The organism is Rhodococcus sp. PAMC28707, from assembly GCF_004795915.1.
In the GTDB taxonomy this organism is placed as follows: Bacteria; Actinomycetota; Actinomycetes; order Mycobacteriales; family Mycobacteriaceae; genus Rhodococcoides.
Genome location: NZ_CP039253.1, coordinates 2,194,748 through 2,220,309, shown reverse-complemented (window position 1 = coordinate 2,220,309; position 25,562 = coordinate 2,194,748). Strand labels below are relative to the sequence as shown.

Here is a 25,562-nt window from a genome sequence, read left to right as displayed (position 1 = left end):
TCGCATTCGGTGGTTGCCTGTCAGGTGCCACATACGAGAGGACGCAGTATGCCCAGTGAGCTGAAGGTTGTTGCCACCATCACCGCCAAGCCGGAGTCGGTCGATGCCATACGAACAGGTCTGGCAACGCTGGCCGAAGAGTCGGCGAAGGAGAGCGGAAACGTCTCCTACGAATTGTTCGAGTCAGCCTCCGAGCCGGGCACTTTCGTCACCATCGAGGTGTGGGGATCGCAAGAGGACCTCGACGCGCACATGCAAACACCCCACCTGCAGAAGGCGCTGGGCGACTTCGGTGCGCACCTCGCCAGTGCGCCGTCCATTCACCCGCTACGCGTAGTCGGCTAGTTCTCTGCTCGCTTCGCTGTCGCCGGGTTCGGTATCGAGAGTTCGGTAGACGATCCCGGCGACAGCGAGGAGAACGACGGTCAGACCGATTGCCAACCAGCCTGTCGAGGTAATCTGCCCGTATCCGATCTCACGCGCGCCCGCCGCGGTGTAACTCATCGGCATGAACGCCGACAGGTGGCCCCAGATCGAGGCACTGCTCGCGTAGGCAGCACCGCACACCACGACCTGGACGAGCAGCAGGCCGACGTTGACAGCTTGGCCGACGACGTTGCCGAGCAGTCGTTGGACTGCGCCGGCGGCCGCTAAATAGGCGGCTGCGGAAGCGACGAGGAACAGACCCGCTCCCAGTAGGGCGCCGATCCCCGTGTCGGGCGCGGTGAACGCGAACGCCAATGCTGCACACACCCCGACGGCGAAGACGGCGACCGCGGCCGCAATCCAGCGGAAGCGGGAATCGCGGCTCAGAACCCGTACCAGGCTCACCGCGCCGATAGCACCGACCGCGACGAGCGCTGCGACAAGATACGGCGCCACCGGCGTGCTCGACGCGGCTGCCTGCGTCACCTCGGCCTCCGAAGCGGGCGCAGGTGAGCCCGCGTTCAGCTCCTTGGCCGTCGGGAGTCCGGTGGTTGCTTCTTGGACGTTGGTCGCTATACCGCTGACAATTCCGGAGACCGGGCCGACGGCCGTCACCAACTGGTCGGTTCCGGCTCGGAGTTGTCCGCCGCCGTCGTCGAGCTGGCCCAGTCCGTCTCGAAGTTGGACGGTAGCGTCACCGAGCTGGCCGGTGGCAGTCAGGAATTGGCCGGATGGATCGTTCAGCTCACCGGACAGCTGGCGTGCACCGCCTTTGAGGGTCTGCAGCTGATCGAGCGTCGATGGGCCGAATCCCTGGGTGTTGAGGGTGTCGATCACCGAGCGAATCTGGCCGGAGATGGCGTCGGATCCGGGGTGCGGGAAGCTGTCGATTTGTTGTGCGGTGGCTTCGAGCTTTGCGGTGAACTCACCCTGCTGAGCACCGAAGCCGGCGAGCTGATCGACGAGCTGATCGACTCCGCCACTGATCTGGGATGCACCGTCACCGAGTTGCCCGATGCCGTCACGGTATTGGACGAATCCGTCGGCGAGCTGAATCGTGCCGTCATGAGCCTGGGTTATTCCGTCGGCGAGGACGATGACGCCGTCGTTGAGTTGCTTACCGCCGTCGGTCAGCTGGGAGACGCCCCCGGACAGGAAGCTGATGGGTAACCCCGCTTGCTGCAGGCTCTTCCTCGAGGTGGCCAGGGGATCGCCGGTGGAGGCGCTGGGTGTGCCCGCTGTCGTGTTCGCGGTGGCCGGCGCCGGGTCCTCGGGGCTCAGGTCGTAGCCCGCGCCGAGTGCGAACGCTCCGGCGGCTACCAGCGGAAAGGCAAGAGCAACGAGAGCGGCGGTCGGTTGCCGGAGGATTCGAAATTTACCCATAGTGGTTTCGAGGCTAACCGGCCCCCGAGGCCACTATGACCACAAGAAGCTGCGATGTGGACTGAAACACCGCCCTGAGCAGGCACTTTAAGAACTCTCTGTGGAGTTGGTGGATCGGTCTCTGTTGCGTGGCAGCAGATCCCACACGTGCTGCGTCTCGTTCACCGCCGCGACCGATCGACTACCGTTGCGAGAGTAAAGGATTCGAGTGATCGAACAGTAGTCGATCGGGAATCCGAGAACCGTGGGGGTGTGCAGGATGTCTTGCAGCAGGATGTTGATGACACCGCCGTGGGCGAACACCACAACCGTATCGCTGTGTTCGACTCCCGAGACCGCTGCGTCGATGCCGGCGAGTACCCGCGCACGAAACGCGTCCTCGTCGACCTCCTCGGGTAGGTGTCCGGCCTTGATCCGGTCGAATGCGTCGCGGAACTCGGTGCGCGCAAGTTCGATTGGAACGTAACCGCCGAAATCTCGGTCGTATTCGGTGAGGCGCTCGTCGGACTCCAGCATGGCCCCCAGCTCGGCAGCCAACACCGAGCCGGTCTGCTTGGCGCGGAGTTGAGTGCTCGAGACGGTCCTGGCGATCGCAAACCGGGCCAGCGCGGCAGGTACCCGGGCCGCTTGTTCGTGGCCGAGTTCGGCAAGCGGGGGATCGGCGGTCTCTTCGGAGCGCTGCGGGAGCGCATGGCGAACCAGTATGAGCTGCATCGTGCCTACTTAACCACCGTGCCTACCTGAGCACCGTGCCTACCTGACCACGAGACTGCGGCCGTTGCGGATCGTCAGTGCGCGGAAGGCCTGCACGTGGCTCGCCGGTATGCGCTCGGACCAGACCATGCCGATGCGTCGCCGGGCGGTCGGATCGGCCAGAGGGACTTCCACGGTCTCGTATTGTGGCCCGCGAATTTTGGGAAGAATACTGACGCCCAGACCGGCTCCGACCAGTCCGCGGATCGTGTGGATGTCCTGCCCTTCGAACGCAATGTGCGGAGACATCCCTGCCTCGGCCCACAGGCCTTCGCAGATCGAACGCATGCCGAATCCGTGACCCATGGCGATATAGCGCTCCTCGGCAGTGTCGATGACGTGCACGCCGCGGCGACCGGCCAGGCGATGTCCGGTGGGCACGACCAGCACCAGTCGCTCGTCGTAGAGCTGGAAGGAATTGGCGTCGGTGTGCTCGGTACTGAGCGAAACGAAGGCGAGGTCGGCGGAGCCGTCGTCGAGGCGGTCGAGGCAGCGCGAACGCGCACCCTGATCGAGATCGAAGGTCACGGCCGGATGACCGGTTCCGAACGCCTTGATCAATGCCGGCACGATGTCCTCGCCGAGCGTGTTCTGGAACGCGATGGAAATTCGGCCACGGGCCTTCGCGTCGTGCTCGCTCATCGCATCGAGGCCGGCCTCCAGATCGACGAGGGCCCGTTGCAAATAAGGAATCAGGATTCGGCCGGCGGCGGTCATCTCGATACCGCGTCCACGACGTTCGACGACAGCGACCCCGAGGATTGCTGTCGCCCGGGCGATCTGTCGGCTCACGGTCGGTTGCGGGATCCCGAGCAGGTGGGCGGCTTCGGTGATGTGCTCGGTTTCCGCGACGGCGACGAGCGTCGGGATGAGGGGGAGAAGTTCTTTCGATTCCGCGCGCACCTACGCAATGATATCGCTGGAGTATGAATTGCCGGGTGCATATGCATTGGACGCATGTACACAGCAAAGATAGCGTCGAGAAAATGAGTTCATCGTCGACCGATACGGACGCCGAACTCGTTTGGGAGGGTCATCCTCGCGGGTCGCGCGAATACAAGCGTCTGGTTGCGGCCTTGTTGTTCGCGGGTATCGCGACTTTCGCGCAGCTCTACTCGGTGCAGGGCATTCTTCCGCTCATCGCGGTCGGCCTCGATATCACGCCGTCGCAGTCCTCCCTTGCGGTCGGATCAGCCACGGTCGGTGTCGCCGCTGCGGTCCTGCCCTGGTCGGTGTTCGCCGATCGCATCGGACGAGTCCGCGCGATGGCCGTCTCGGTGATCGCCGCAACGATTCTGGGACTCATGGTTCCGCTGTCTTCCTCGCTACCGATGCTGCTGGCGATTCGCTTCCTCGAAGGTGCGGCCCTCGGCGGACTCCCCGCGATCGCCATCGCCTACCTGAGCGAGGAAGTGCACGGCAAACACACTGCGCTCGCCGCCGCGACCTACGTCTCCGGTACCTCCATGGGTGGCTTGCTGGGTCGGATAGTCGCCGGACCTGTTGCGGAGTACACGAACTGGCGCGTCGGAACCTTGACGGTGTCGGTACTCGCCGCGGTAGCAGCCGCCCTTTTCGTATGGCTGGCACCGACGCCGCGCAGATCTCCCACCGTCTCCCGCGACGGCCCCTCACTGCCGAGACGGGTGTGGGCCAACCTCCGCGAACCCGGCATGCTGACCCTGTACGGCCAAGGCTTCCTGCTCATGGGCGGATTCGTCGCCATCTACAACTACCTCGGTTTCCGGCTCGAAGCCGGCCCGTTCGGGCTCCCGCAGTCCCTCATCAGCCTCATCTTCGTGGCGTATCTCAGCGGTACCATGTCCTCGCGCATCGCCGGTCAGCTGGCAGTTCGCCACGGCAGAAGCGTCGTACTCGCAGGTTCGACGGCCACCATGGCCGTCGGCGTCGCGCTGACCATCAGCACCAACCTGATCGTCATCCTGACCGGACTGGTCGTGCTGACCATCGGATTCTTCGCCGCCCACGCCATCGCGTCGGGATGGACGGGTCAGCGTGCGGTGGTCGGACGCACGCAAGCGACGTCGCTGTACAACCTCTTCTACTACGGCGGATCCAGCGTTCTCGGCTGGCTCGGCGGAGTGGTATTTCAGATGTACGGCTGGACCGCGATGGCGCTGTTCGTCATAGGTCTGATCGTGACCGCAGGTGGATGGGCATTGTTGCAGGGCACACGACTGAAAACCGGGCTTCCAGCCCCGACGCCCCAGGTCACACGGCCGCACTGAGGGCGACCGTGAGCGGGACGACGCTCAGGCAGCAAATCGCCAGTATCAACATCGCGATGACGCCTCGGCGATCCCACTTCTGCTGAGCTCCGGCGGCCGCCGAGACGAACAGGACGAATCCGATGCAGACCGAACCGATGGTGATTGCGACGGGAGTGGACAGCACGACTAGCTGGTCTTCATGCTGCCCCAGCCGACATATGCGTCGACCGAGAGGTGACCGGTGACCCGCGGTTGGTCGCGCACCGGGTACTTGTCGCCGGTGTAGTGGGTCGAGATGCGGTCGATGTCGACCAGATCTGGATCGTCCGCCAGCGTGATGGTGCCGTGAATGGTGATGTGGGTGTACCAGCTGGCCTCGTCGAGCACCGAGATCGAGACCCTGGGGTTGCCGCGGATGTGCTCGAGGCGCTTACGGCTCGCCTCGAAGTTCAAGACGATCTGGCCGTCCTCCCACAGGTACCAGGTGGGGGCGGTGATAGGTGTGCCATCTGCTCGTACCACTGCCATGACTGCGGGGTTCGGCTTCTTCAGTAGCTCGATGGCCTCGGGCGGCAACGGTGGTTTCGGCATGACGCCACTCTACTTCCGGCCGAGAACGAAGGAGGTCGGTCTCGGCCGGAAGAGCATTACAGGGTGGGGAGCTTGACGACCTGCCCGGCGTAGGACAGACCGGCGCCGAAAGCGAGGAGCAGGGCGGTGTCGCCCGCCTTGGCCTTGTTGGTGCGGAGCAATTCCTCCATGGCCAGCGGAATCGACGCGGCCGAGGTGTTGCCGGTCTCCTCGATATCGTTGGCGACGACAGTGTCATCGCCGAGGTGCAGGCTCTTGGCGAGCAATTCGGTGATGCGGCTGTTGGCCTGATGCGGGATGAACGCATGCAGTTCCTCGGTCTTGATGCCCGCGGCGTCGATCACCTTCTGTGCCGCCTTGCCCATCTCGAACGCGGCCCAGCGGAACACCGAGATTCCGTTCATTCTGATCCAGGGACGCTCGGCGCCCTCTGTGGTGATGTAGTCGTACCAGTCGATCGTCTGGTAGATCGCATCCGCCTGTGAACCGTCGGAGCCCCAGACGGCAGGCCCGATCTCGGTCTCGTCGCTCTGGCCGACTACGACCGCGCCCGCGCCGTCGGCGAAGATGAATCGCGTAGTGCGGTCGTAAGGGTCGGTGGTCTCACTCAACTGCTCTGCGCCGATGACGAGGACGTACTTGGAGGTACCAGCCTTGACCAGATCGGACGCGACGGCGAGGGCGTAGCAGAATCCCGCACAGCCGGCGCCGATGTCGAATGCGGCAGGGCCCTTGGTGCCGAGGGCGTGCGCAACCTTGGCGGCAGCCTGCGGAGTTTGCTCGAGGTGCGTCGACGTCGCGACGATGACGGTATCGATGTCTTCTGCCGAGACGCCGCTTGCCGCGAGAGCCTTCTTGCCGGCCTCGATGGCCATGAATACGACGTTTTCTTCGGGCTTGGTGAAGCGACGATTCTTGATGCCCGTCCGCGTCTGAATCCACTCGTCGCTCGAGTCGATGGTTTCGCAGATTTCGTCGTTGGTCACCACCCGCTCGGGGCGGTGGACACCCAAGCCGAGAAGCTTGGACTGTCGGCCGGAAGTTGTGCTGATCGATGCACCCATCTGTGTTCCTCTCGTGCTACCGCGCCATCGCCGAACTGTGGATCGGGTCTTGGGCTACGGGCTCGAGAGGACACGTTACGTGCGTGGAGTTCGGTGCGTCACACCAGTTCGGCGATCAGGCTCGCCACCTCGGCGGGTTGGTCGATCATCGCGTGATGATGGGCGTTCGTGACGACGGAGAACTTCGCGTCCAGATACTGCGCCAGTCGCCGTTGCTTGGCGATCCAGCGGCGACCCCACGGTGTCGGTCGACCGGTGTGGGCGGCAACGACGGTAGCCGGTACATCCGGCATCGGATGGCTGCGCCTGATCTGGTTGAGCTCGAGTGCCATATCCGGGTAGACGAAGTCCTCCACCAGCGCGGCCTCGAGGTACGACGGCGCCCGATAGATCTGTGCAATCCAGTCATAGGTCTCGATGGGAATGCCGTCGGGAGGGATGGACTGATTGAGAATGCGTCGGACCGTCGTTCCGAGCAGTCGCTGCAGTCCGAGTGTCGTCAGGGTCCTCGAGAGGACGTATGCCGCCGAAATACGACAATGCCTCGGAATCAGATGCCGCGGATCGCGCTCCGCGCTCGAGTCGAGCAGCAGCATTCCCGCGGTGCGCGACGGGTACAGCCGAGCGAACGCCTCTGCGTAGAACCCCGCGATCGAGTGCCCGACGACCACGGCAGGGCCTGGCAGCTCGAGGGCGTCGAGAACGCCGAGGATACGAGCTGCCTCGGCCTCGACAGTGGGGGTATCGCCGTGCGGAAACGGTTCGCTGAACCCGAACCCGGGTCGATCGAACACGACGACGGTGTGAAATGTCGAAAGTATCGCAGCCGCATCGTCCCAGTCGAACCAATTTCCTGCGAGGCCGCCGCACAAGACAATCGGTGGGCCACCGCCGGTCACCACGACGTGGGTGCGCAGTCCGTCGACTGCGACGAACCTGCCGGGAGGTGATTGTTTCATGTGAAACATTCCAAATTTTTCGCTACTGTCGCGGCTTCGCGAGGGGGAAGGCCAACGTCTCACGAATGCTGCCACCGGTTATCAACATGACGACGCGATCGACACCCATGCCGAGACCCCCTGTCGGGGGCATGCCGTACTCGAGTGCCTGCAGGAAGTCCTCATCGAGCGACATCGCTTCCTCGTCACCACCTGCCGCGAGAAGGGATTGCTCGGTCAGTCTTCGACGCTGATCGACCGGGTCGGTGAGCTCGCTGTACGCCGTGCCGAGTTCGACACCCCACGCGACGAGATCCCATTTCTCGGCAACACCCGGAATCGACCGATGCGGACGGGTCAACGGCGACATCGACGTCGGGAAGTCTTTGTAGAAGGTGGGGAACTCGGTGTAGTCCTCGACCAGATGCTCGTACATCCCCTGTGCGACGGCGCCTGCATCCCAATTCTTTTCGTATGGAACGTCGTTCTCCTCGCAGAGTCTGCGAAGTTCGGCGAGTGAGGTGTCGGGGGCGACCGGGACACCGAGCTTCTCTGCGACGGCCCCGTGCAGTGTTTTGACGGGCCATTCACCGGAGATGTCGATTTCGATCATCTCGCCGCTCGGGCCGTCGGGTCGGAGGACGATTTCGCGACCGTGTGCGGCGATGGCGGCCTGCTGAATGAGCTCGCGGCACAACACCATCGCCTGCTCGTAGTCACTGTGCGCTTCGTACGCCTCGAGGATGGTGAACTCCGGATTGTGTTTGAAGTCGGCGCCTTCGTTGCGGAACACTCGGCCGATCTCGAACACCTTGTCCATCCCGCCGACGCACAGACGTTTCAAGTACAACTCGGGTGCGATCCGCAGATACAGATCGAGGTCGTAGGCGTTGATGTGGGTGATGAACGGGGCCGCGTTCGCTCCGCCGTGAACCTGCTGCAGGATCGGCGTCTCCACCTCCATGTATCCGCGGCCGGACAGTGAATCCCGCATGGATTTGACGACGTTGCTGCGGGCGATCATCAAATCCCTTGTGCTGCGGTTGATCGCAAGATCGACGTAGCGTTGACGCACCCGAGATTCGGGGTCCTTGAGGCCCTTCCACTTGTCCGGCAGCGGGTGCAGGCATTTGGCATTCATCCGCCAGTCACCGGCGAGCAGTGAGAACTCGCCCTTGTTGCTTCGTCCGATCACTCCGCTGACCTCGATCAGATCGCCCAGGTCGAAGTCTGCATCGAATTCGTCCAGCTTGTCCCCGACGCGCGCCCGGTCGAACAACACCTGGATGTCGTCGGTCCAGTCCCGCACGATCGCGAACGCGACCCCGCCATAGTCTCGAATTCGCAGTAGACGACCGGCAATCCGAACCGTCGTTCCCTGAGGGGCCGCCAATGCCTCGGCGACGGAATGCGTCGGCGGATGTGCGACGGGGTAGCCCTCGGTTCCCTCGCTCTCGAGGCGCTCGAGCTTGGAGATCCGGACGCGAACCTGGTCGGGGCGCCGCGGTCCCTGCGGCTGCTCGTCGTCCTCCGCTACATTTTCCGGTCCGCTTCCGTCACTGTGGATATCGGTGTTGTCGGCGAGAGCTGCCGGGACGGCTACGTGGCTACCGGTGTGCTTGCGTGCGCGCCGGAAACTCGGCAACGTCAGGAAGCCCTCGGCGATCGCAGATGCGATGCCGACCTTCGGTAGTACGCGACTGTCGGCGAAGCACAGATAACGCGGTTCCCAGTCGGGTTGATACTTCAGGTTCGAGCGGTACAGCGCCTCGAGTTGCCACCACCGCGAGAAGAACACGAGCATCGAACGCCAGATCCGCAGTACCGGCCCAGCTCCGATTCGACTGCCCTCCTCGAATACGGCTCGGAACACCGCAAAGTTCAACGAAATCTTGCTGACACCGAATTGATCTGCACCGGTGGCCAGTTCGGTGACCAAAAGTTCGATGACCCCGTTGGGGGACTGGGGATCACGTCGCATCAGGTCCAGCGACACGCCAGTGCGACCCCACGGTGCCAACGACAGAATGCCGACGGTCTTGTCGCCCGCTCTGGCCTGAACGAGCATGCAGTCGCCGTCGAGTGGGTCGCCGAGGCGACCGAGCGCCATCGAGAATCCGCGCTCGGTCTCGGTGTCGCGCCACGTGTCGGCGCAGTCGATGATCTCGGCCATCTCGGGTGCAGGAATGTTGCGATGACGACGTATTTCCACCGTCACGCCCGCCTTGCGTGCACGTGTGACGGCTTGGCGGACCGGACGCATCTCGCGGCCGTTGAGGTTGAACGTCTTGGTGTACAGGATGGCCTCGTCGCCGAGTTCGAGGACGTTCAGGCCGGCCCGCTTGTACGCCGTCGCACCGATTTCGCTGGCCCCCATCACCGCGGGAGACCAGCCGTACTTCTCGGCCAGCTCGAGCCACGCGTCGATGGCGTGCGACCACGCCTCGGGATTGCCGATGGGATCACCGCTGGCAAGGCACACCCCGACCTCGACGCGATACGTGACCGCAGCCTTACCGCTCGGGGCGAACACGACACCCTTGTCGCGTCGGGTGGCGAAATAACCGAGGGAGTCGTCCGCTCCCCATTTGTCGAGGAGGCCGCGCAGTGCGGACTCGTCACTACCGGTCAGCGCATTGGTAGAGCGCTGCGACCTGAACAAAGTCACGACGGCAGCAAGCAATGCGAGCGCGCCGAACAGACCGAGCAGCGTATTGACGAAACCGTGTGTGCGACCGCTGAATTGCTCGTTGTCTACCGTCGCCAATGCTGTTACGCGGTTGAAGGCCCACAGGAACGTCTCGTTCTCCGGGAGTGTCCCGGGGAACAGTGCGACCAGAGCCCAGCCGAGCAGGGTTCCGATGATCGCGCCCAGGACGAGAACTCCGAGGGCTTTCCATATCGCGCCGCGTCGTACCCGGGTGTAGAACTCCTTGCGCGCCGCCACCAGAATGCCGATGATGACGACGTGGACGCCAAGGGCGACCCAGGCGCCGGCGTTCTTCTCTTGGATACCCTCGGCGAGATTGGTAAGCGCGAAGAGCGCGAGATAGAGCGTCAGGAACCACCACGCGATGCGCTTACGGCTTGCCAATGCTGCCGCGGTGAGACCGAGGACGAGCGCCCACGCCAGAGAGGTGTCCGGGGCATCGATGTAGAAATTGTTGACGTACTCTCGCGGCACCCGTATGGCTTCTCTCAGCGCCGGGGAGATGCTCCACAAAAACACCAGCACTGCGAAAGTGCCGAGAATGAGGCCGGCGATGTGTGGAACCTGCGCCAGTCGACCGTGCTCGGGTGGCGCGAAAGCCCGCGAGGGCTTTTCCTCCCCGCGAGTGGATTTCTCCGGTGACGATTTCTCCGGTGACACCGATGTGCTCGTCAATGCCCACTCCTGCCGTCAGCGTTACCAACTATCCAGCGCTGTCAACTACTCAGCGTTGTCAACTACTCAGGGCAACGGTAACGCCGACGACAGGTTCAGGGGGGATCATTCGACAGTCGAGGGACTGCGGGCGCCGGCTAGGAAGCTTTCCAGGATCGCCAGGTCAACTTTTCGACGACGATTGCCGGACCCTCCGGCCGTGCAGAGGCGTATTGCTCGTACTTCTCCACGAGCGCGTCGATTGCAGCTCTGCCCTCGTCGGAGTGAGCGTCGACGACACGGGCCGACCCACTGGCGCGAACCCACCAGAGGTTGTCCCACTCGTCTTCGTAATTGTCGACGATGAGGCCGACAGCCGGGTCGGCGCGGATGTTGTCCAGTCGCTGGAGTTTACGAGTGGATTTCGGTTTCCAGTCGATGGCGGTGACGATGCGATCGTCGACGACGGCGAAGACGACAGGCACGAGATGTGGTGTGCCGTCGGGATTGATCGTCGACAGGATTGCTCGGCGCGCGGCGGAAAATCGGGCGGTGTCGTCGGCGATCTTCACAGTTGATTCCTTCTGGCGCGCGGTCATGCAGAGGCGCTGTGTGCGCCGTCCCGACATAGGACGCTCTCGAGCTGGACGGCTGTCATCGGACGACCGAGAAGGTGGCCTTGTCCGAAGGTAACTTCCATGTCAGCGCAGGAAGCCATTTGCTCGGGTGTTTCGATTCCTTCGACAACAGTGTCCTTGCCCAAGTCGTGCGAGACGTCGACGACAGCTTTGCACAGCGCGGAGATGGCGCGTCTGCGCTGAAGGTTCTTGCTGTCGAGGTGCTGGGTGAGTGACTTGTCGATCTTGAGGATGTCGACGGGCAGGGTTGCGAGGCGTTCGAGCGAGGAGAAGCCGGAGCCGAAGTCGTCGATCGCGACGAGAACCCCGTGTCGGCGCACGTCGAGTAACTGGTACTGCACGGCATCGACGTTGTGCAGCGATTTCGATTCTGCCAGTTCGAGTACGACGCGTCCGGGCTCGATGCCGAGTGAGTCGATGACGTCGATGACGTCGGTGGCCAGTGTGCCTGCCGCGAAGTGCAGTGGGCTGACATTGATGCCGATCTGCGCCGCGATGCCGCGATGTTGCCACGCGGCGATGGTCCGGCCGACCTCGTTGAGAATCCAGTTGCTCAGCGGGATGATGAGGCCGGCATCTTCGGCGAGGGGGATGAAGGTGTCGGGCATCAGTAGACCCAGGTCGGGATGATTCCAGCGAATGAGTGCTTCGGCACCGACGACGATGCCGGAGGATATTTCGACGATGGGCTGGTAGAGCATCTCCAGTTCGTGTTCGGCCATGGCCACCCCGCGCAGGCGTTCGAGAATCTCCAGCCGAGTGCGGTTGTTGTCGCGCAGGTCGGTCGAGAAGACCTGGTGGCTGCTACGTCCGAGCGATTTGGCTGCGTGCATCGCCGTGGTCGCATCGTGAATGAGTTGAACCGGGTCGGTGTTTTCCGCGTCGGAGGTGGCTACGCCCACACTGGCAGTGATGGTCAATTGTCGGGTGCCGAGCTCGAACGACGGCTCCAGGACGCTGACGAACCCGGCGGCAAGGGCGCGTGCCGCGATGGATTGACATCCGCGCGCGATGACCACGAACTCGTCGCCGTTCAGTCGACCGAGGGCGTCACTGGGTCGTGTCGACGCCTCGATGCGGTGTGCCACAAGGCGGAGCAGTTCGTCACCCTGTATGGGCCCGAGCGCGTCGTTGAACTCTTTGAAACCGTCGATGTCGACGAGTAGGACGCTGACCTCGTTGTTGGTGGTACGCCGCTGAAGTTCGACGCGTAACAGCGTTTCGATCTCGTCGCGGCTGGCCAGGCCGGTCAGCGGGTCCTGCCGCGAAGCCTCACCCAGCTCCGCCGTAAGAGCGGTGATGTCGGTGTGGGTGATGTAGAGGCCGTTTCCGTCGGCGAGCAGCGCGGCACGCATGCGGTACCAGTAGTTGTTTTCGAGTGAGGACCATCGGAAGTCGAAGGTGTGCATCGCCGAGTCACTGGCCGCGAGTCCCTGGAGTCCGGTCAGTACGACCGCGGCTTCCTTGTTTCCGGACTCGGCCGCAGTGCGCCACATATCGAAGTAGTTTTCGCCCGGAACGTAGCGCGAACCACCCGGCCAACTGCCCCAGAACTGATCCCACTGTTGGTTGACCAACACAATGGTGCCGTTGGTGTCGAGTACAACGGTCCCAGCGGGTACTGCGTCGAGCATGGTTTGGGCGAGCTCGTCGGTCCATTCGCTTCGACCGTTGCCGAGCCGATCGGTCGTGACATCCAGGGCCCAGATTGCGTAGCCACCTGAGCCTGGGTTGACCTTGTACGACAGCCACTTCTGCAGTGCGTACGAGAAATCTTCGACTACGCCGGACCAGCCGGGGAGGCTGCACTTGGCAAGGAATTCTGCCCGAGCGGTTTCGTTGAACCACGCTTCGAGTTCGCGTCCGAGGAGGTGATCGCGCGTCGTGCCCAGCAGTTGCGCAGCGGCAGGGTTGGCATAGGTGATGACAAGGGAAGCGTCGACAAGCAGGAGGGCTTCGGGGATCTCATCCAGCTCGTCACGCGGTGCTGAATGTGGATCGTCGATACGGGGTCTGGGCATGGAAGGATCTCGGTTCATACTCCCCCCCTGGTGGCCGGGCGGCCAAACGCAAGAATAACCCGAAAGTCTGCTTTCGCGCTAGAAGCGGGGTGATTACCTTGTTTTGGTAGACACTTGAACGACCTCTGATGACCTATGCCCGAAAGGCGCTCACGCCGAACCGACACTGGCCGGCTCCAACAACCGCTGAACCATGCAGTGGAGAACGTCGATCCCGTCGGTCGACAGCACGGACTCCGGATGGAACTGAACCGACGCGAATCCGGCGCCCCGCAGCGCGTTGACGCCCTGAGAATCCACCGACACGTCCACCCCTGAAATCTCTCCCGGCCGCGCGGCGAATGCGTTGTAGAAACCGAGTGTCCGACGCTCTTCGAAGAACTCGACCTCCCGTTGAACTCCCTGCTGCGGATGAGCAAGCGCGACGACGTCCAACCCGAGAATCCGCGCGAGAACCTGGTGGCTCAGGCAGATCGCGAGTAGCGGTGCGCCGGCGTCGAGTCGAGCGCGGACGGCCAACTCGACCGCGCGAATTCGGCTGTCGAGAACAAGGTTCGGATCCCCGGGCCCGGGTCCACACACCAGCAGGTCGGCGTCGGTGCCGGAGTACTCTTCCCATCGAAGAACCGACACATCCATGCCGAGGTGGCGGAGCTGATGGGCGATCATCGCCGTCCATCGATCCTCGAAATCGACGACGACCGCAGTACGGCCCAGCAATTCGGGCAGTACGACGATCGGTTGCTGGTCGAGCCAGAACGACGCCAGCTTCTCGTTGCGCAACGCCAACGCGTCGGCGACGCCCGGGTAGGTGTCGAGACGAACCGCGTCCGTTCCACGTGGACGTGCTGGTTCGACACCGAGAGCGGCGAGTACGCCACCGAGTTTCGAACGCGTCTCGGCCACTTCGTGTTCGGGTACCGAGTTGCGCACGAGGGTGGCGCCTGCCGAGATCTTCAGCTCACCGACAGGAGAGATCTCGCACGTGCGGATAAGGATCGGCGCATCCAGTGTGCTCACCCCGTCGACGCCCTCGAACAGTGCCAGAACGCCGGAATAATAACCACGCCCGGTGTTTTCGTAGCGCTCGATGACACGCGCGGCGTTCTCGATCGGCGAACCGGTGACAGTGGGTGCGAACATCGTCTCCCGCAGGATCTCGCGTGGATCCAGTGCACTGTCTCCCACCAGGATGTACTCGGTGTGCGTCAGGTGACCCATCTGTTTGAGGCGCGGGCCGAAAACGCGGCCACCGTTTTCGCAGATGCGGCTCATCATCTTCAGTTCCTCGTCGACGACCATGAACAGCTCGTCGTTCTCCTTCGCATCACCGAGAAAGTCGAGAACACCTGCGCCCGAGGGGCCTTCGATCGGATGGCGGTAGGTGCCGCTGATCGGATTCATGATCGCCGTCTTGCCATCGAATCCGACGTGCCGTTCCGGGGTCGCACCCACGAGCGTGACCTGCGGTGTGTGTACGAAAAATGTCCAGTACGAACCTGATTCACCGACCAACAGTCTTCGGAATATTTCGAGTCCACTGGCGATCGGGTCGTCCAACTGGGCCCGAAAGTCTCGGCGAATGACGAAGTTCGCGCCCGCACCCCGACCGATCTCGTCGGTGAGCACCCGCTCCACGACCGCAGCATACGCGTCGTCACCGGGCTCGAAACGGCCGTCGAGAAGGTTCAGTTCGGCGCTCGGAAGTGCGCCGAGCACAGCGTCGATACTCAGCAGAGCATGCTCGCGGACCTGCAGATACTGCAGCGGCGATTCGTCGTCATGGCACACGAAACCGCGTTCTATGACCTGCCGAAATGGGACCAGTGCCAACACGTCGGGGCCGTCGGCATGCGGATTCAATGGAATCTCGGCGAGGGACGGCGCATCGGTGACATCGCCGATCAGAACGTCGATACCGTGTTCGCGGCTCAGAATCGCGAATGGCGCGGAACCGGTGAGAGCCTTCTTCAAAACGTTCGAGGTCGGAGCTTCGTGCACGTCGATCAGCCTTTCGGATTGGCAGAAGGCTGCCCGCCGAGGGGCCGAGACAACGAAAATGGCCACCTCGAAAGGCGGCCACGGTTGAAGTACGCAAAGGTGTGGGCGCCTAAGAGCGCCACCACCATGATCCTGCAACGAGTAGAGGTGCGTACATGTCGAGTGACTGTACACACTTTCGCGCCCGAGCTAGCTCGTCATCCGCATCAGTACGCGCTCGATCGCGTCGACGGCACGGTCCAAGTCTGCTACGCGGATCGTCAACGCAGGCCGGAAGCGGATCGCCCTACTACCGCATCCGAGTGCGAGAACGTGCTCCTCGGTACGGAGGTTCTTGATCAGTCGATCGCGGCTCTCGGCGTCGGGCATCGTGAAAGCGCACATCAACCCGCGCCCGCGGACCTCGGTGACCATCTCGTGTCGCGTCGCCATGTCGTCGAGGCGACTCCTCAGGTGACGCCCCAGTGTGGCTGCGCGCTCGATGAGCCCTTCGGATTCGACGATCTCGAGTATCCCGCGAGAACGCACCATGTCGGTGAGGTTTCCGCCCCACGTGGAGTTGATTCGTGAGGAGACAGCGAAGACGTGATCGTCGAGATCGTCGACGCGTCCACCCGCCATGACGCCGCAGACCTGGACCTTCTTACCGAACGCGAGGACGTCGGGGACGACGTCGAGCTGCTGGAAAGCCCATGCGGTGCCGGTTATTCCGGCGCCCGTCTGTACCTCGTCGAGAACGAACAATGCGTCGTACTCGTGGCAAAGATCCCGAAGCTGCGCCAGGAACTGCGGGCGGAAATGGTTGTCGCCGCCTTCGCCCTGAATGGGTTCTATTATCGCGCAGGCGATGTCGTGGGGATTCGCCTCGAAGGCGATCCTGGCCGCGGCTAGTGCGTCGGCTACGAGCGCGTCCATGTCCACCCCACTGCGGATGTACGGCGACGGGATGCGGGGCCAATCGAATTTCGGGAACCGCGCGACCTTGTCGGGGTCGGTGTTGGTCAGCGACATCGTGTATCCCGTGCGGCCGTGGAACGCATGCTCGAAATGCAGTACCTGCGTACCCAGTGCTGGGTCGATGCCGTGCTTACCGTTCCACCGACTCTTCCAGTCGAACGCGACCTTGAGTGCGTTCTCGACGGCGAGGGCACCGCCTTCGACGAAGAACAGGTGCGGCAGGCGCGGGTCTCCCAGCACTCGGGCGAAGGTATCGACGAACCGCGCCATGGCCACGGTGTAGACATCTGAGTTGCTCGGCTTGTTGATTGCGGCCTGCAGCAAGTCGGCGCGGAACGCCTCGTTCGACACCAGGCCGGGATGGTTCATCCCCAGCGCCGAGGAGGCGAAGAACGTGAACAGATCCAGGTACGCCGTGCCGTCCCTGGCATCGACGAGCGTCGATCCCTGGCTCTTGTCGAGATCGAGAACTATCTCGAATCCGTCGGCGAGCATGTGGCGACCGATGATGGCATGGACGTCGTGGGCGTCGACAGTCGATGTGGCCGCTGCCGCGCGCTGCAATACCTGCGTCATAGTGCTCAACATACGCGTTAATATTCCGTTCGCAAGCCCGTAGAACAGTATATTTTCCTGCCATCAGGCATTCGGCTAGATTGAAATGACACTCTCCGGCTTCGAAAGGTGCGCACCATGCCCTCACCCGTCACCCACGATGCGTTGAGTGTCGAGACCCGCGCCATTCTCGGGCGGCTCGGCGTTCGCGTCGATCTCGATGCCTCGACCACAGCGACCACCTCGACCATGCCGATCGTGGCGCGCTCACCGATCACCGGTGGCAATCTGGCATCCCTCGGTTCGGCCACGGTCTCCGACGTCGACGCGGTCATAGCCGACGCCAGGACGGCCTATGCCCAGTGGTCGAGTGTGCCGGCGCCCGTCCGCGGCGGCCTCATCCGTGAACTCGGTCAACTCCTACGTGAATACAAAGACGATCTCGGTGCGCTCGTGTCGATCGAGGCGGGCAAGATCGTCTCCGAGGGCCTCGGTGAGGTGCAGGAAATGATCGACATCTGCGACTTCGGCGTCGGATTGTCGCGTCAGCTCTACGGAAAAACGATCGCCACCGAACGACCCGGCCACCGAATGATGGAACAGTGGCACCCCCTCGGCGTCGTCGCCGTCATCACCGCGTTCAACTTCCCGGTGGCAGTGTGGTCGTGGAATGCTGTGCTGGCGTTGGTTTCCGGTGACACAGTGGTGTGGAAGCCCTCGGAGAAGACCCCGCTGACCGCACTCGGCGTGCAGGCACTGTTCGAGCGCGCCGCCGAAAAAGCAGGCGTGGACCCGAAGGTTGCACAGCTCATCGTCGGCGATCGGGTCGCCGGCGAAGCCCTCGTCGACGACCCGCGGGTGGCGCTCGTGTCGGCGACGGGCTCGACGCGAATGGGACGGGCCGTCGCACCCCGGGTCGCGGAGCGGTTCGGGCGGGCACTGCTCGAGCTCGGCGGCAACAACGCGGCGATCGTGACACCGTCCGCGGATCTCGACCTGACCACCCGCGGCATCGTGTTCTCCGCGGCAGGCACTGCAGGACAACGGTGTACGTCGTTGCGACGCGTTATCGTGCACTCCTCCGTCGCCGAGGATCTCGTGGAACGGATCACGCGGGCATACGCCACATTGTCGATCGGGTCGCCCCTGGACCCAGGCACCCTGGTCGGACCGCTGATCGACGCGCCCGCGTTCGCCGGTTTCCAGAAGGCGCTCGACGCGGCAGTGTCCGACGGCGGCATCGTGCGTGCCGGCGGCAACCGCGTCGAGATATTCGGTGAGTACGCGTACTACGTCGAGCCGACCGTCATCACGATGCCCAGACAGACGGACATCGTCGAGCACGAGACGTTCGCGCCGATCCTCTACGTGCTCACCTACGACACGCTCGAGGAAGCTGTAGCTCTGCACAACGACGTGCCACAAGGGCTTTCGTCGTCGATCTTCACTACCGACCTACGCGAGGCGGAGCTGTTCCTCTCTGCGGCAGGCTCGGACTGCGGTATCGCCAACGTCAACATCGGGCCATCCGGTGCCGAAATCGGCGGAGCATTCGGAGGCGAGAAGGAAACCGGTGGCGGCCGCGAATCCGGATCGGATGCCTGGAAGGCATACATGCGCCGGGCAACCAACACCGTGAACTACTCCAATGATCTGCCTTTGGCTCAGGGAGTGAAATTCACCTGAGTAGGCCGTCGACGAGAGCGTCGACGATCTCGTCCGTCGACGTCTCGGGGTCTATCGGGTAGGTGAGCCGGTCGAGCAGGAGGCCGTCGATTGCGTAGTGGAACAGTGCGACTTCTTTTGCACCGCCGGGTAGGCCTGCGGCAATATTGAATTCGACGTCTGCGGCGAAGTTCGATCGCTGCCAGTCGCCGAGTATCTCGCCGATCTCGGGACGTCGTGATGCCTCGAGCCGTAACTCGAACAGAGCAAGCGTCACATCTGGATTGCCGAGTAGCCGTGCGACGATGTCGCGAATGTAGTCGGCGAACAGTGCAGGGCTCGGGACCTGTTCCGCCAGCGACCCGTGGACGACGGGATCGGGTGCAAGTCTTTCGCCGATCCGATCGATCAGGCCTGCGAAGACGTCGTGGCGGGACTTGAAGTAGTTCGACGTCGTTCCCTTGGGCACTGAGGCCTCGACGTCGATCGCCCGATGCGTGAGTCCGCGTGCACCTTCGCGCGCGAGGATGCGGAGACCGGCGTCGGCGAGCTCGGAGCGTCTCTGCGGATTGCGGGCCATCGAAAAAGCCTAGCGTAACCACTACGGCTGTCGTAGTCTTAGAGTGACCACTACAGCTGTCGTGATTGGAGCCTTCTATGCGTGAACTCGTCTACTACGTCGCGGTCAGCCTCGACGGATACATCGCTGCCCCGGACGACACGTTCGACGCCTTCCCGATGCAGGGTGATCACATCGACATGATCCTGCGGGAGTACACGGACACTCTTCCTACACTCGCACTCGAAGCAACCGGCTTGACGCCGGACCTGATCCGTTTCGACACAGTCTTGATGGGATGGAACACCTATGCCGCTGGCGGTCCACACCCGACTGGTGGCCCGTACAGTCATCTGAAGCAATATGTGTTCTCCCGGAACCACACCGACGTCGAACCTGCAGTGACAATTGCAACCGAAAGTCCCATCGAGTTCATCCGAAAGCTTAAGCAGGAGAACGGCAGTGGAATTTGGCTTGCAGGCGGCGGCATTCTTGCATCGGAATTGGTCGACGAGATCGACCGGCTGATCATCAAGGTCAACCCGATCCTGTTGGGTTCGGGGAAACGAATCTTCGCCGAGCGCGAGTACGCGCCGGTTCGAACCGATCTCGTGGCTAGTACGCCCTACAAATCGGGGGTCGTGGTCAACGAGTACACACGGCGGTGATGTCGTTCTGGTTCTCTGGACCGTGCACCCTTTTTGGTAACCGTGTACACACGCTCGGACGCGAACGCCGTTGCGCGCCTTGTAAAAAGGGTGCGCGCTCCCCAAGGTAGACGCTTCCATCACCCCGCGCGGCGGGTCAGGACGAGCGGTTCGCCGTCGGTGATTGCGATCGTATGTTCGCTGTGGGCGGTTCGTGAGCCGTCGGCGGATCGGATGGTCCAGCCGTCGGGGTCGTAGACGATCTTGTTGGTTCCGTGAGCGAACCACGGCTCGAGGGCGAGGGTCAGTCCGGGCCGAAGCACCAGGCCGCGGCCGGCGCGCCCCTGGTTGGGGATGTGTGGGTCCTCGTGCATGGTTCGACCGAGCCCGTGCCCGCCGAACTCGGTGTTGACCGGATAGCCGTAGTCGGCCGCGACGGCCCCGATCGCTGCGGAGATATCGCCGAGGCGTCGGCCGGAACGTGCGGCATCGATACCGGCGTCGAGGGCGCGCTCTGTGGCCTCGATCAGTCGCTGGTCTTCGGCTCGGGGCGTGCCGACGATCAGGCTGCGCGCCGAGTCTGCCACCCAGCCGTCGATCGAGACCGCGATGTCCATGGTCAGTAGATCCCCGTCGAGCAATGTGTAATCGTGTGGAAGTCCGTGCAGCACTGCGTCGTTGACGGACAAGCAGATGACATTGCGAAACGGGCCCCGGCCGAACGAGGGCGCGTAGTCCCAATAGCAGGACACCGCGCCACGTTCGGTGATCATCTGTCGCGCGTGTTGTTCGAGATCGAGAAGATTGACTCCCACCAGTGCGCGCGCCTGCAGTTCGTCGAGTAGCTGGGCGATGAAGGCGCCGGTGGTGCGCATCGCTTCGATTTCCTGGTGTGTCTTCAGTTCCAGCACGCGTTTGCTCTCCACTTCGTCGCCGATATATCGGTATAGAAATACCACAGTAAACTACGGTTAGGTATTTTCATACCGGGGTGGCGTAACCTGCTCGTATGGTGCGATCCCCTTTGACGCCGCAGCAGCTCGATGCCGGCAAACGTCTCGGCGCTTACCTCCGACAAGCGCGAGGCGACCGCAAGCCCGCCGAAGTGGCGCTTGCCGCGTCGATCTCACCCGAGACCTTGCGCAAGATCGAGACCGGCCGTCTGGCCACTCCTGCCTTTACGACGGTCGCTGCACTTGCAGCTGTCTTGGACGTTCCGCTCGAGCTTCTTGCTCGCATCTGCCTTCCCGAGGCAAACCTTCAGAACACTGGATAGACGACTCAGCGCCCACCCGAACGATCTCGGATAGGCGCTGAGAGGAGAAGAACTTACGGAGCGGGCGTCGTGGTGGGAGCCACCGTCGTCGGGACGACAGTGGTGGTAGTGACCGTCCCCTCGACAGGCTGAGTTCCTTCCACTGCCTGCGTGCCGTCTACAGGCTGAGCCGGATCGACGGGCAATGCTGGGTCGGCGGGCAGAGCCGGATCGACCGGTAGTGCTGGGTCGACGGGCGGCGCGACGACCGCAGGTGCAATCGGAGCCAGCTCAGCCGGTGCCGCGGGAGGTGCCGTGACGACCGAGGTCGTCGTCGGGGCGGCCGAGGTGGTCGTGGCTGTGGCTGCGGCCGGATCTGCCAAGACTGCGAGGCGAGCGTTTTCCTGCACAGCGGCGGTCTTGATCGGCTTGCCTGCCTCGGCGTCCTTGGCCAGCTGAGTCAGCCACGCTGCGGCGTACTGAGCCGAGGTGAGCGGCTTGCCCTTGGCTGGGTCCGCGTCGCGCCAGTAGTCGAAGTGGTGTCCCGATCCTGGTCCGAGGGTCTGCCCGTACGGATCGTTCATCACTACCTGGACGGTGTTCGTGTTCGAGCCGATGAAGCCGATGATTTCCTTGGCGATCTTCGACGGCAGGTAGGCGAGATTGACGGCCTCCGAGGCGGGAAGCGGTTCGCCCGCTTCGTCTACCTTTGCGACCGGCTTGGTCACGACGCCCGGCTTGTAGCCGGGGTCGGACACCTTGAGGAGCACGTCGAGGAACGTTTCGTCGCTGGCCAGCCAGTTGTCCTGGCTCGCGATGTCACTGAATGCTGCGACGGCGATGCGGCCGAGGACCATGGCCATATCTGCGCCGGTGGCGGGGGTAAGCGTGCCGTCACGCTGGAGAGCGTCGACGTCGAGCTGGCGTCCCACATTGGCGGCGAGGTGCAGCAGCGAGGTGTTTTCCGGCATTGCGCAGGTCAGGTCGCCCTCGGAGCAGAATGACGCTACCTTGCCCTCGAGCGCACCGAAGCTACCGGCGGTGCCTGGCAATGCGCCGGCGCCCGCAGGACCGGAACCGTTCTGGTAGACCTTGTCGAATCCGTCGGGACCTGTTCCGGACGCCGATCCGGGGAATGCACCTTCACCTGCGGTGCGTCCGGCGTCGGCGAGGATGACGACGCCGACGACCTTGGACGGGTCGACGATTCCGTAGTTGCCATTGCCGTCGGGAGTCTGATTGCCGATTTCCATGGCTGCGCGACGCGTGACGTCGGCGCCTTCGCTGTAGCCGACAATGGCGAAGCGGGTATCCGGGCAGGATGCGGCGATGGCGCGCATGACCTTCTGGGAGTTCTCTACTCCGGTGTTGACGGCTTCGTCGTAGGACGCCATGTTGGCGGGGTACTCGACGTAGACGGCTGCGTACGAGCCTTCCGCGACCTGGCCGTTGGGCGCGCCGACCATCTGATCGATCCAGTCGCTCTCGAAATCGCCTGCAAGCGCGGCGGGGAGCGGCGTTCCATCGGGAGTGGTCAGCATCTTGGTGACGCCGTTCTTCGGGCTGTCACCACGTCCGCCGACGGCGATGCTGACCATGTCGTAGCAGGTCGCCGTCGAGGCGAGTTCGACTTCTGCGTCAGAGGAGGTGAATCCGCCGAAATCGGTCAGTGCGACTCCACCGACGGCCAGTGCGCCCAGTGACAGGAACGCGACTGCGCTCGTGGCGAGACGTCGGCGATGTGCGGGCCCGCGGGCCGAAAGGCGTAAAGACATCAAATATCCCCATCAGTTGGTCGACTCGACCCCGAACCGATGTGAACCTGCAGTTGCTCGCGCAGGTTCACCATGAACTTCGACCCGCGCCGGTCTGCGTGGCGGGCTACCTGGATTTCGCACGGGGCTCCCGTCGCGTTACACCGGGATTCCAGGCTCTCCGCATTGATACCCCCAGGGGGTATGGTAGAACTGAGAGATGAAGGAGATGGACATGCTGGCAAAACTCTCTACGTTCGTGCTTGGAATTACAGTGGTGTTCTTTGCCGCCTACTTCTTCGGATCGTTGGTGGGCCCAGTCGGAGAACAGGTTCCCGTCAGCCATGAGCATGTAGAGGTGAACGAGTCGTGACTACCCACACCGAACTGATCCTCGGCGGCATGACGTGCGCTTCGTGCGCCAACCGCATCGAGCGCAAGCTGAACAAACTCGACGGCGTAACCGCCACGGTCAACTACGCCACCGAGAAGGCGAAAGTCGTCAGTGACGGCGTCTTGACTGCCGATCTGATCAAGGCCGTCGAACAGGCGGGGTACACCGCGACCCTGCCCCGCACCGACAACCCGACTGACGGCGACGCTACTGCCGAAACAGACGCCTCGGACCCGCTGAAGCAGCGCCTGCTGATCTCCCTCGTATTGTCCGTGCCCGTCATCGCCATGGCGATGGTGCCTGCCTTGCAGTTCGACAACTGGCAGTGGCTGTCACTGACTCTCGCGGCACCCGTCGTCGTCTGGGGCGCGTGGCCTTTCCATGTCGCAGCGGCGAAGAACTTGCGTCACGGCACGTCCACGATGGACACGCTCGTGTCGATGGGCACGCTCGCGGCGCTGGGATGGTCGTTGTACGCGCTGTTCTTCGGAACCGCCGGGGTGACGGGAATGAAGCATCCGTTCGAACTGACCATCGCCCGCATGGACGGCATGTCCAACATCTACCTCGAGGCTGCTGCCGGAGTGACCACGTTCATTCTTGCCGGCCGCTACTTCGAGGCGCGCGCCAAACGGCGAGCTGGGTCCGCGCTCCGGGCATTGCTGGACCTCGGTGCCAAGGACGTCACAGTCCTGAAGGACGGCGTCGAAAAGCAGGTGCCGGTCGCAGAACTGGCCGTCGGAGATCGGTTCGTCGTCAAGCCGGGGGAGAAGATCGCGACGGACGGCATCGTCGAATCCGGCGCCTCCGCCGTCGACAAGTCGATGCTGACCGGTGAGTCGGTGCCCGTCGAAGTCTCCACCGGCGACGATGTGGTCGGCGCGACCGTCAACGTCGGTGGCAGGCTCGTGGTGAAGGCCACGCGAGTCGGCGCGGATACGCAGCTCGCGCAGATGGCCACCCTCGTAGAGGAAGCTCAGACGGGTAAGGCTCAGGTGCAGCGCCTGGCCGACCGTATTTCCGGGATCTTCGTTCCCATCGTCATCGCCATCGCCGTTGCGACCCTGGGCTTCTGGCTCGGGACGGGCGGTTCCGTCGCCGCGGCATTCACCGCGTCCGTTGCAGTTCTGATCATCGCCTGCCCGTGTGCGCTCGGACTTGCGACTCCGACGGCATTGATGGTCGGCACCGGTCGAGCTGCCCAGCTCGGCATCCTGATCAAGGGCCCGGAGATGCTCGAGTCGACGCGTCGGATCGACACCGTCGTTCTCGACAAGACTGGCACCGTCACCACCGGTGAGATGACGCTGCTCGCGGTCCATGGTGCCGACGGCGAAGACAGCGACGAGATCTTGACGGTGGCGGGGGCCATCGAGTCCGGCTCCGAACACCCCATCGCAGCGGCTATCACTGCGGCCGCCAGGCAAGAGGCCTCACTGCCCGAGGTGATCGATTTTGCGAACATCGCAGGCTTGGGGGTCAGCGGAACTGTCGACGGCCGGACGGTGGTGTTGGGACGCGCCGCCCTGCTGGCCGAGAAGTCACTCCCGCTGCCTCCAGAGCTCGAGAGGGCGCTACACGACGCGGAGGCCGACGGCCGAACCGCCGTCGCGCTCGGTTGGAACGGGCGTGCACGGGGAATTCTCGTCGTCGCCGATGCCCTCAAGCCGACGTCCAAGCAGGCCATCACCGAATTGCGTGAACTCGGTCTGACCCCGGTCATGCTGACCGGTGACAACGAGGCCGCAGCGCGCAAGATCGCCGCCGAAGTCGGCATCACCGAGGTCTTCGCCGGTGTGCTCCCGCAGGGCAAGGTCGACGTCATCACGCGGTTGCAGGCCGAGGGCAGGGTAGTCGCGATGGTCGGCGACGGCGTAAACGACGCGGCGGCATTGGCCACGGCGGATCTCGGATTGTCGATGGGGACCGGCACCGATGTCGCGATCGAGGCCAGCGACTTGACGCTCGTTCGCGGGGATCTTCGTGCCGTAGGCGACGCGATTCGGCTCTCCCGTAAGACGCTCGCGACCATCAAGGGCAACTTGTTCTGGGCTTTCGCGTACAACGTCGCGGCTATCCCCCTTGCGGCGGCGGGCCTGCTCAACCCGATGCTCGCGGGCGCGGCGATGGCGTTCTCCTCGGTGTTCGTGGTGACCAACAGTCTGCGTTTGCGGCGCTTCCAGGCGGCGGGAGCGGAGCCTGCGGAGTGACCTGGATGGGGCGGGAGCGGAGCCTGCGGAGTGACCCGGTGGGGCGGGAGCGGAGCCTGCGGAGTGACCTGGATGGGGCGGGAGCGGAGCCTGCGGAGTGACCTGGATGGGGCGGGAGCGGAGCCTGCGGAGTGACCATCTGCTCGGTGTAGTCCA

The 25,562-nt window shown here is 63.4% G+C and carries 22 protein-coding genes; 7 read left to right on the top strand and 15 right to left on the bottom strand.

The window, feature by feature from the left end; genetic code table 11:
* The first annotated feature begins 48 nt into the window (after window positions 1–48).
* Window positions 49–345 (top strand): putative quinol monooxygenase, encoded by a 297-nt coding sequence (locus tag E5720_RS10075; RefSeq protein ID WP_136170551.1) that lies wholly within the window; start codon window positions 49–51, stop codon window positions 343–345.
* On the opposite strand, the gene E5720_RS10070 is transcribed toward E5720_RS10075, so the two are convergent.
* The 3 genes from E5720_RS10070 to E5720_RS10060 form a co-directional block, all read right to left on the bottom strand.
* On the bottom strand, window positions 328–1,809 hold the full coding sequence (locus tag E5720_RS10070; RefSeq protein ID WP_136170550.1) for a phage infection protein: 1,482 nt from the start codon (window positions 1,807–1,809) through the stop codon (window positions 328–330). The two genes, E5720_RS10075 and E5720_RS10070, sit on opposite strands and share 18 nt — an antisense overlap.
* 87 nt (window positions 1,810–1,896) lie before the next feature.
* Window positions 1,897–2,523, bottom strand: coding sequence for a histidine phosphatase family protein (locus E5720_RS10065; RefSeq protein WP_136170549.1), 627 nt, complete (start codon window positions 2,521–2,523; stop codon window positions 1,897–1,899).
* Window positions 2,524–2,562: 39 nt separating this feature from the next.
* Entirely contained in the window at window positions 2,563–3,465 is a 903-nt protein-coding gene (locus tag E5720_RS10060) for a LysR family transcriptional regulator (protein ID WP_136170548.1), read from the bottom strand.
* Window positions 3,466–3,548: 83 nt separating this feature from the next.
* On the opposite strand from E5720_RS10060, the gene E5720_RS10055 reads away from it, so the two are divergent.
* Window positions 3,549–4,811 carry an MFS transporter gene (locus E5720_RS10055; protein WP_136170547.1) on the top strand — a complete coding sequence of 421 codons (1,263 nt, stop codon included), beginning with the start codon at window positions 3,549–3,551 and terminating at the stop codon, window positions 4,809–4,811.
* On the opposite strand, the gene E5720_RS10050 is transcribed toward E5720_RS10055, so the two are convergent.
* From E5720_RS10050 to lat, 9 genes are all read right to left on the bottom strand, one after another.
* Window positions 4,795–4,977 carry a hypothetical protein gene (locus tag E5720_RS10050; RefSeq protein ID WP_084348221.1) on the bottom strand — a complete coding sequence of 61 codons (183 nt, stop codon included), beginning with the start codon at window positions 4,975–4,977 and terminating at the stop codon, window positions 4,795–4,797. The genes E5720_RS10055 and E5720_RS10050 overlap by 17 nt on opposite strands.
* 2 nt (window positions 4,978–4,979) lie before the next feature.
* Complete coding sequence (locus tag E5720_RS10045) at window positions 4,980–5,384, bottom strand: PPOX class F420-dependent oxidoreductase (protein WP_136170546.1); 405 nt, start codon at window positions 5,382–5,384, stop codon at window positions 4,980–4,982.
* 56 nt (window positions 5,385–5,440) lie between these two features.
* Window positions 5,441–6,448: a beta-ketoacyl-ACP synthase III gene (locus tag E5720_RS10040; protein ID WP_136170545.1), complete on the bottom strand. Its 1,008-nt coding sequence runs from the start codon at window positions 6,446–6,448 to the stop codon at window positions 5,441–5,443.
* 98 nt (window positions 6,449–6,546) lie between these two features.
* Window positions 6,547–7,416, bottom strand: a complete 870-nt coding sequence (locus E5720_RS10035) for an alpha/beta hydrolase (protein WP_136170544.1) — start codon at window positions 7,414–7,416, stop codon at window positions 6,547–6,549.
* 13 nt (window positions 7,417–7,429) lie between these two features.
* Entirely contained in the window at window positions 7,430–10,669 is a 3,240-nt protein-coding gene (gene lysX / locus E5720_RS10030) for a bifunctional lysylphosphatidylglycerol synthetase/lysine--tRNA ligase LysX (RefSeq protein ID WP_247596306.1), read from the bottom strand.
* Between the two features lie 239 nt (window positions 10,670–10,908).
* A complete protein-coding gene (locus tag E5720_RS10025; RefSeq protein ID WP_136170543.1) occupies window positions 10,909–11,322 on the bottom strand; it encodes a TIGR03668 family PPOX class F420-dependent oxidoreductase in 414 nt (137 codons plus the stop codon).
* Between the two features lie 23 nt (window positions 11,323–11,345).
* The gene (locus E5720_RS10020; protein WP_136170542.1) at window positions 11,346–13,409 is read right to left on the bottom strand and encodes an EAL domain-containing protein; all 2,064 of its coding nucleotides are present in this window, start codon (window positions 13,407–13,409) and stop codon (window positions 11,346–11,348) included.
* A 150-nt stretch (window positions 13,410–13,559) separates the two neighbouring features.
* Complete coding sequence (locus E5720_RS10015; RefSeq protein WP_210729987.1) at window positions 13,560–15,410, bottom strand: anthranilate synthase family protein; 1,851 nt, start codon at window positions 15,408–15,410, stop codon at window positions 13,560–13,562.
* 189 nt (window positions 15,411–15,599) lie between these two features.
* Window positions 15,600–16,943 (bottom strand): L-lysine 6-transaminase, encoded by a 1,344-nt coding sequence (gene lat, locus E5720_RS10010; RefSeq protein WP_136170541.1) that lies wholly within the window; start codon window positions 16,941–16,943, stop codon window positions 15,600–15,602.
* 117 nt (window positions 16,944–17,060) lie between these two features.
* Between lat and E5720_RS10005 the strand changes: the two genes are divergently transcribed.
* The gene (locus E5720_RS10005) at window positions 17,061–18,608 is read left to right on the top strand and encodes an aldehyde dehydrogenase family protein (protein ID WP_136170540.1); all 1,548 of its coding nucleotides are present in this window, start codon (window positions 17,061–17,063) and stop codon (window positions 18,606–18,608) included.
* Here E5720_RS10005 and E5720_RS10000 read toward each other — a convergent pair.
* Window positions 18,601–19,167 (bottom strand): TetR/AcrR family transcriptional regulator, encoded by a 567-nt coding sequence (locus tag E5720_RS10000; RefSeq protein WP_136170539.1) that lies wholly within the window; start codon window positions 19,165–19,167, stop codon window positions 18,601–18,603. The two genes, E5720_RS10005 and E5720_RS10000, sit on opposite strands and share 8 nt — an antisense overlap.
* A 77-nt stretch (window positions 19,168–19,244) precedes the next feature.
* Here E5720_RS10000 and E5720_RS09995 point away from each other — a divergent pair, with 77 nt between their 5' ends.
* Window positions 19,245–19,814: a dihydrofolate reductase family protein gene (locus E5720_RS09995; RefSeq protein WP_136170538.1), complete on the top strand. Its 570-nt coding sequence runs from the start codon at window positions 19,245–19,247 to the stop codon at window positions 19,812–19,814.
* A 119-nt stretch (window positions 19,815–19,933) separates the two neighbouring features.
* On the opposite strand, the gene map is transcribed toward E5720_RS09995, so the two are convergent.
* Window positions 19,934–20,704 (bottom strand): type I methionyl aminopeptidase, encoded by a 771-nt coding sequence (gene map, locus E5720_RS09990; RefSeq protein WP_136172568.1) that lies wholly within the window; start codon window positions 20,702–20,704, stop codon window positions 19,934–19,936.
* A 98-nt stretch (window positions 20,705–20,802) separates the two neighbouring features.
* Here map and E5720_RS09985 point away from each other — a divergent pair, with 98 nt between their 5' ends.
* Complete coding sequence (locus tag E5720_RS09985; protein ID WP_084348213.1) at window positions 20,803–21,069, top strand: helix-turn-helix transcriptional regulator; 267 nt, start codon at window positions 20,803–20,805, stop codon at window positions 21,067–21,069.
* Window positions 21,070–21,122: 53 nt separating this feature from the next.
* Here the strand turns inward: E5720_RS09985 and E5720_RS09980 are convergent, their stop codons facing one another.
* Window positions 21,123–22,823, bottom strand: a complete 1,701-nt coding sequence (locus E5720_RS09980) for a cutinase family protein (protein WP_136170537.1) — start codon at window positions 22,821–22,823, stop codon at window positions 21,123–21,125.
* Window positions 22,824–23,037: 214 nt separating this feature from the next.
* Here E5720_RS09980 and E5720_RS21670 point away from each other — a divergent pair, with 214 nt between their 5' ends.
* Together E5720_RS21670 and E5720_RS09975 are read left to right on the top strand one after the other, a co-directional pair.
* Entirely contained in the window at window positions 23,038–23,175 is a 138-nt protein-coding gene (locus E5720_RS21670; protein ID WP_168708249.1) for a hypothetical protein, read from the top strand.
* A gap of 29 nt (window positions 23,176–23,204) precedes the next feature.
* Window positions 23,205–25,406, top strand: coding sequence for a heavy metal translocating P-type ATPase (locus tag E5720_RS09975; protein WP_136172567.1), 2,202 nt, complete (start codon window positions 23,205–23,207; stop codon window positions 25,404–25,406).
* Window positions 25,407–25,562 lie beyond the last annotated feature (156 nt).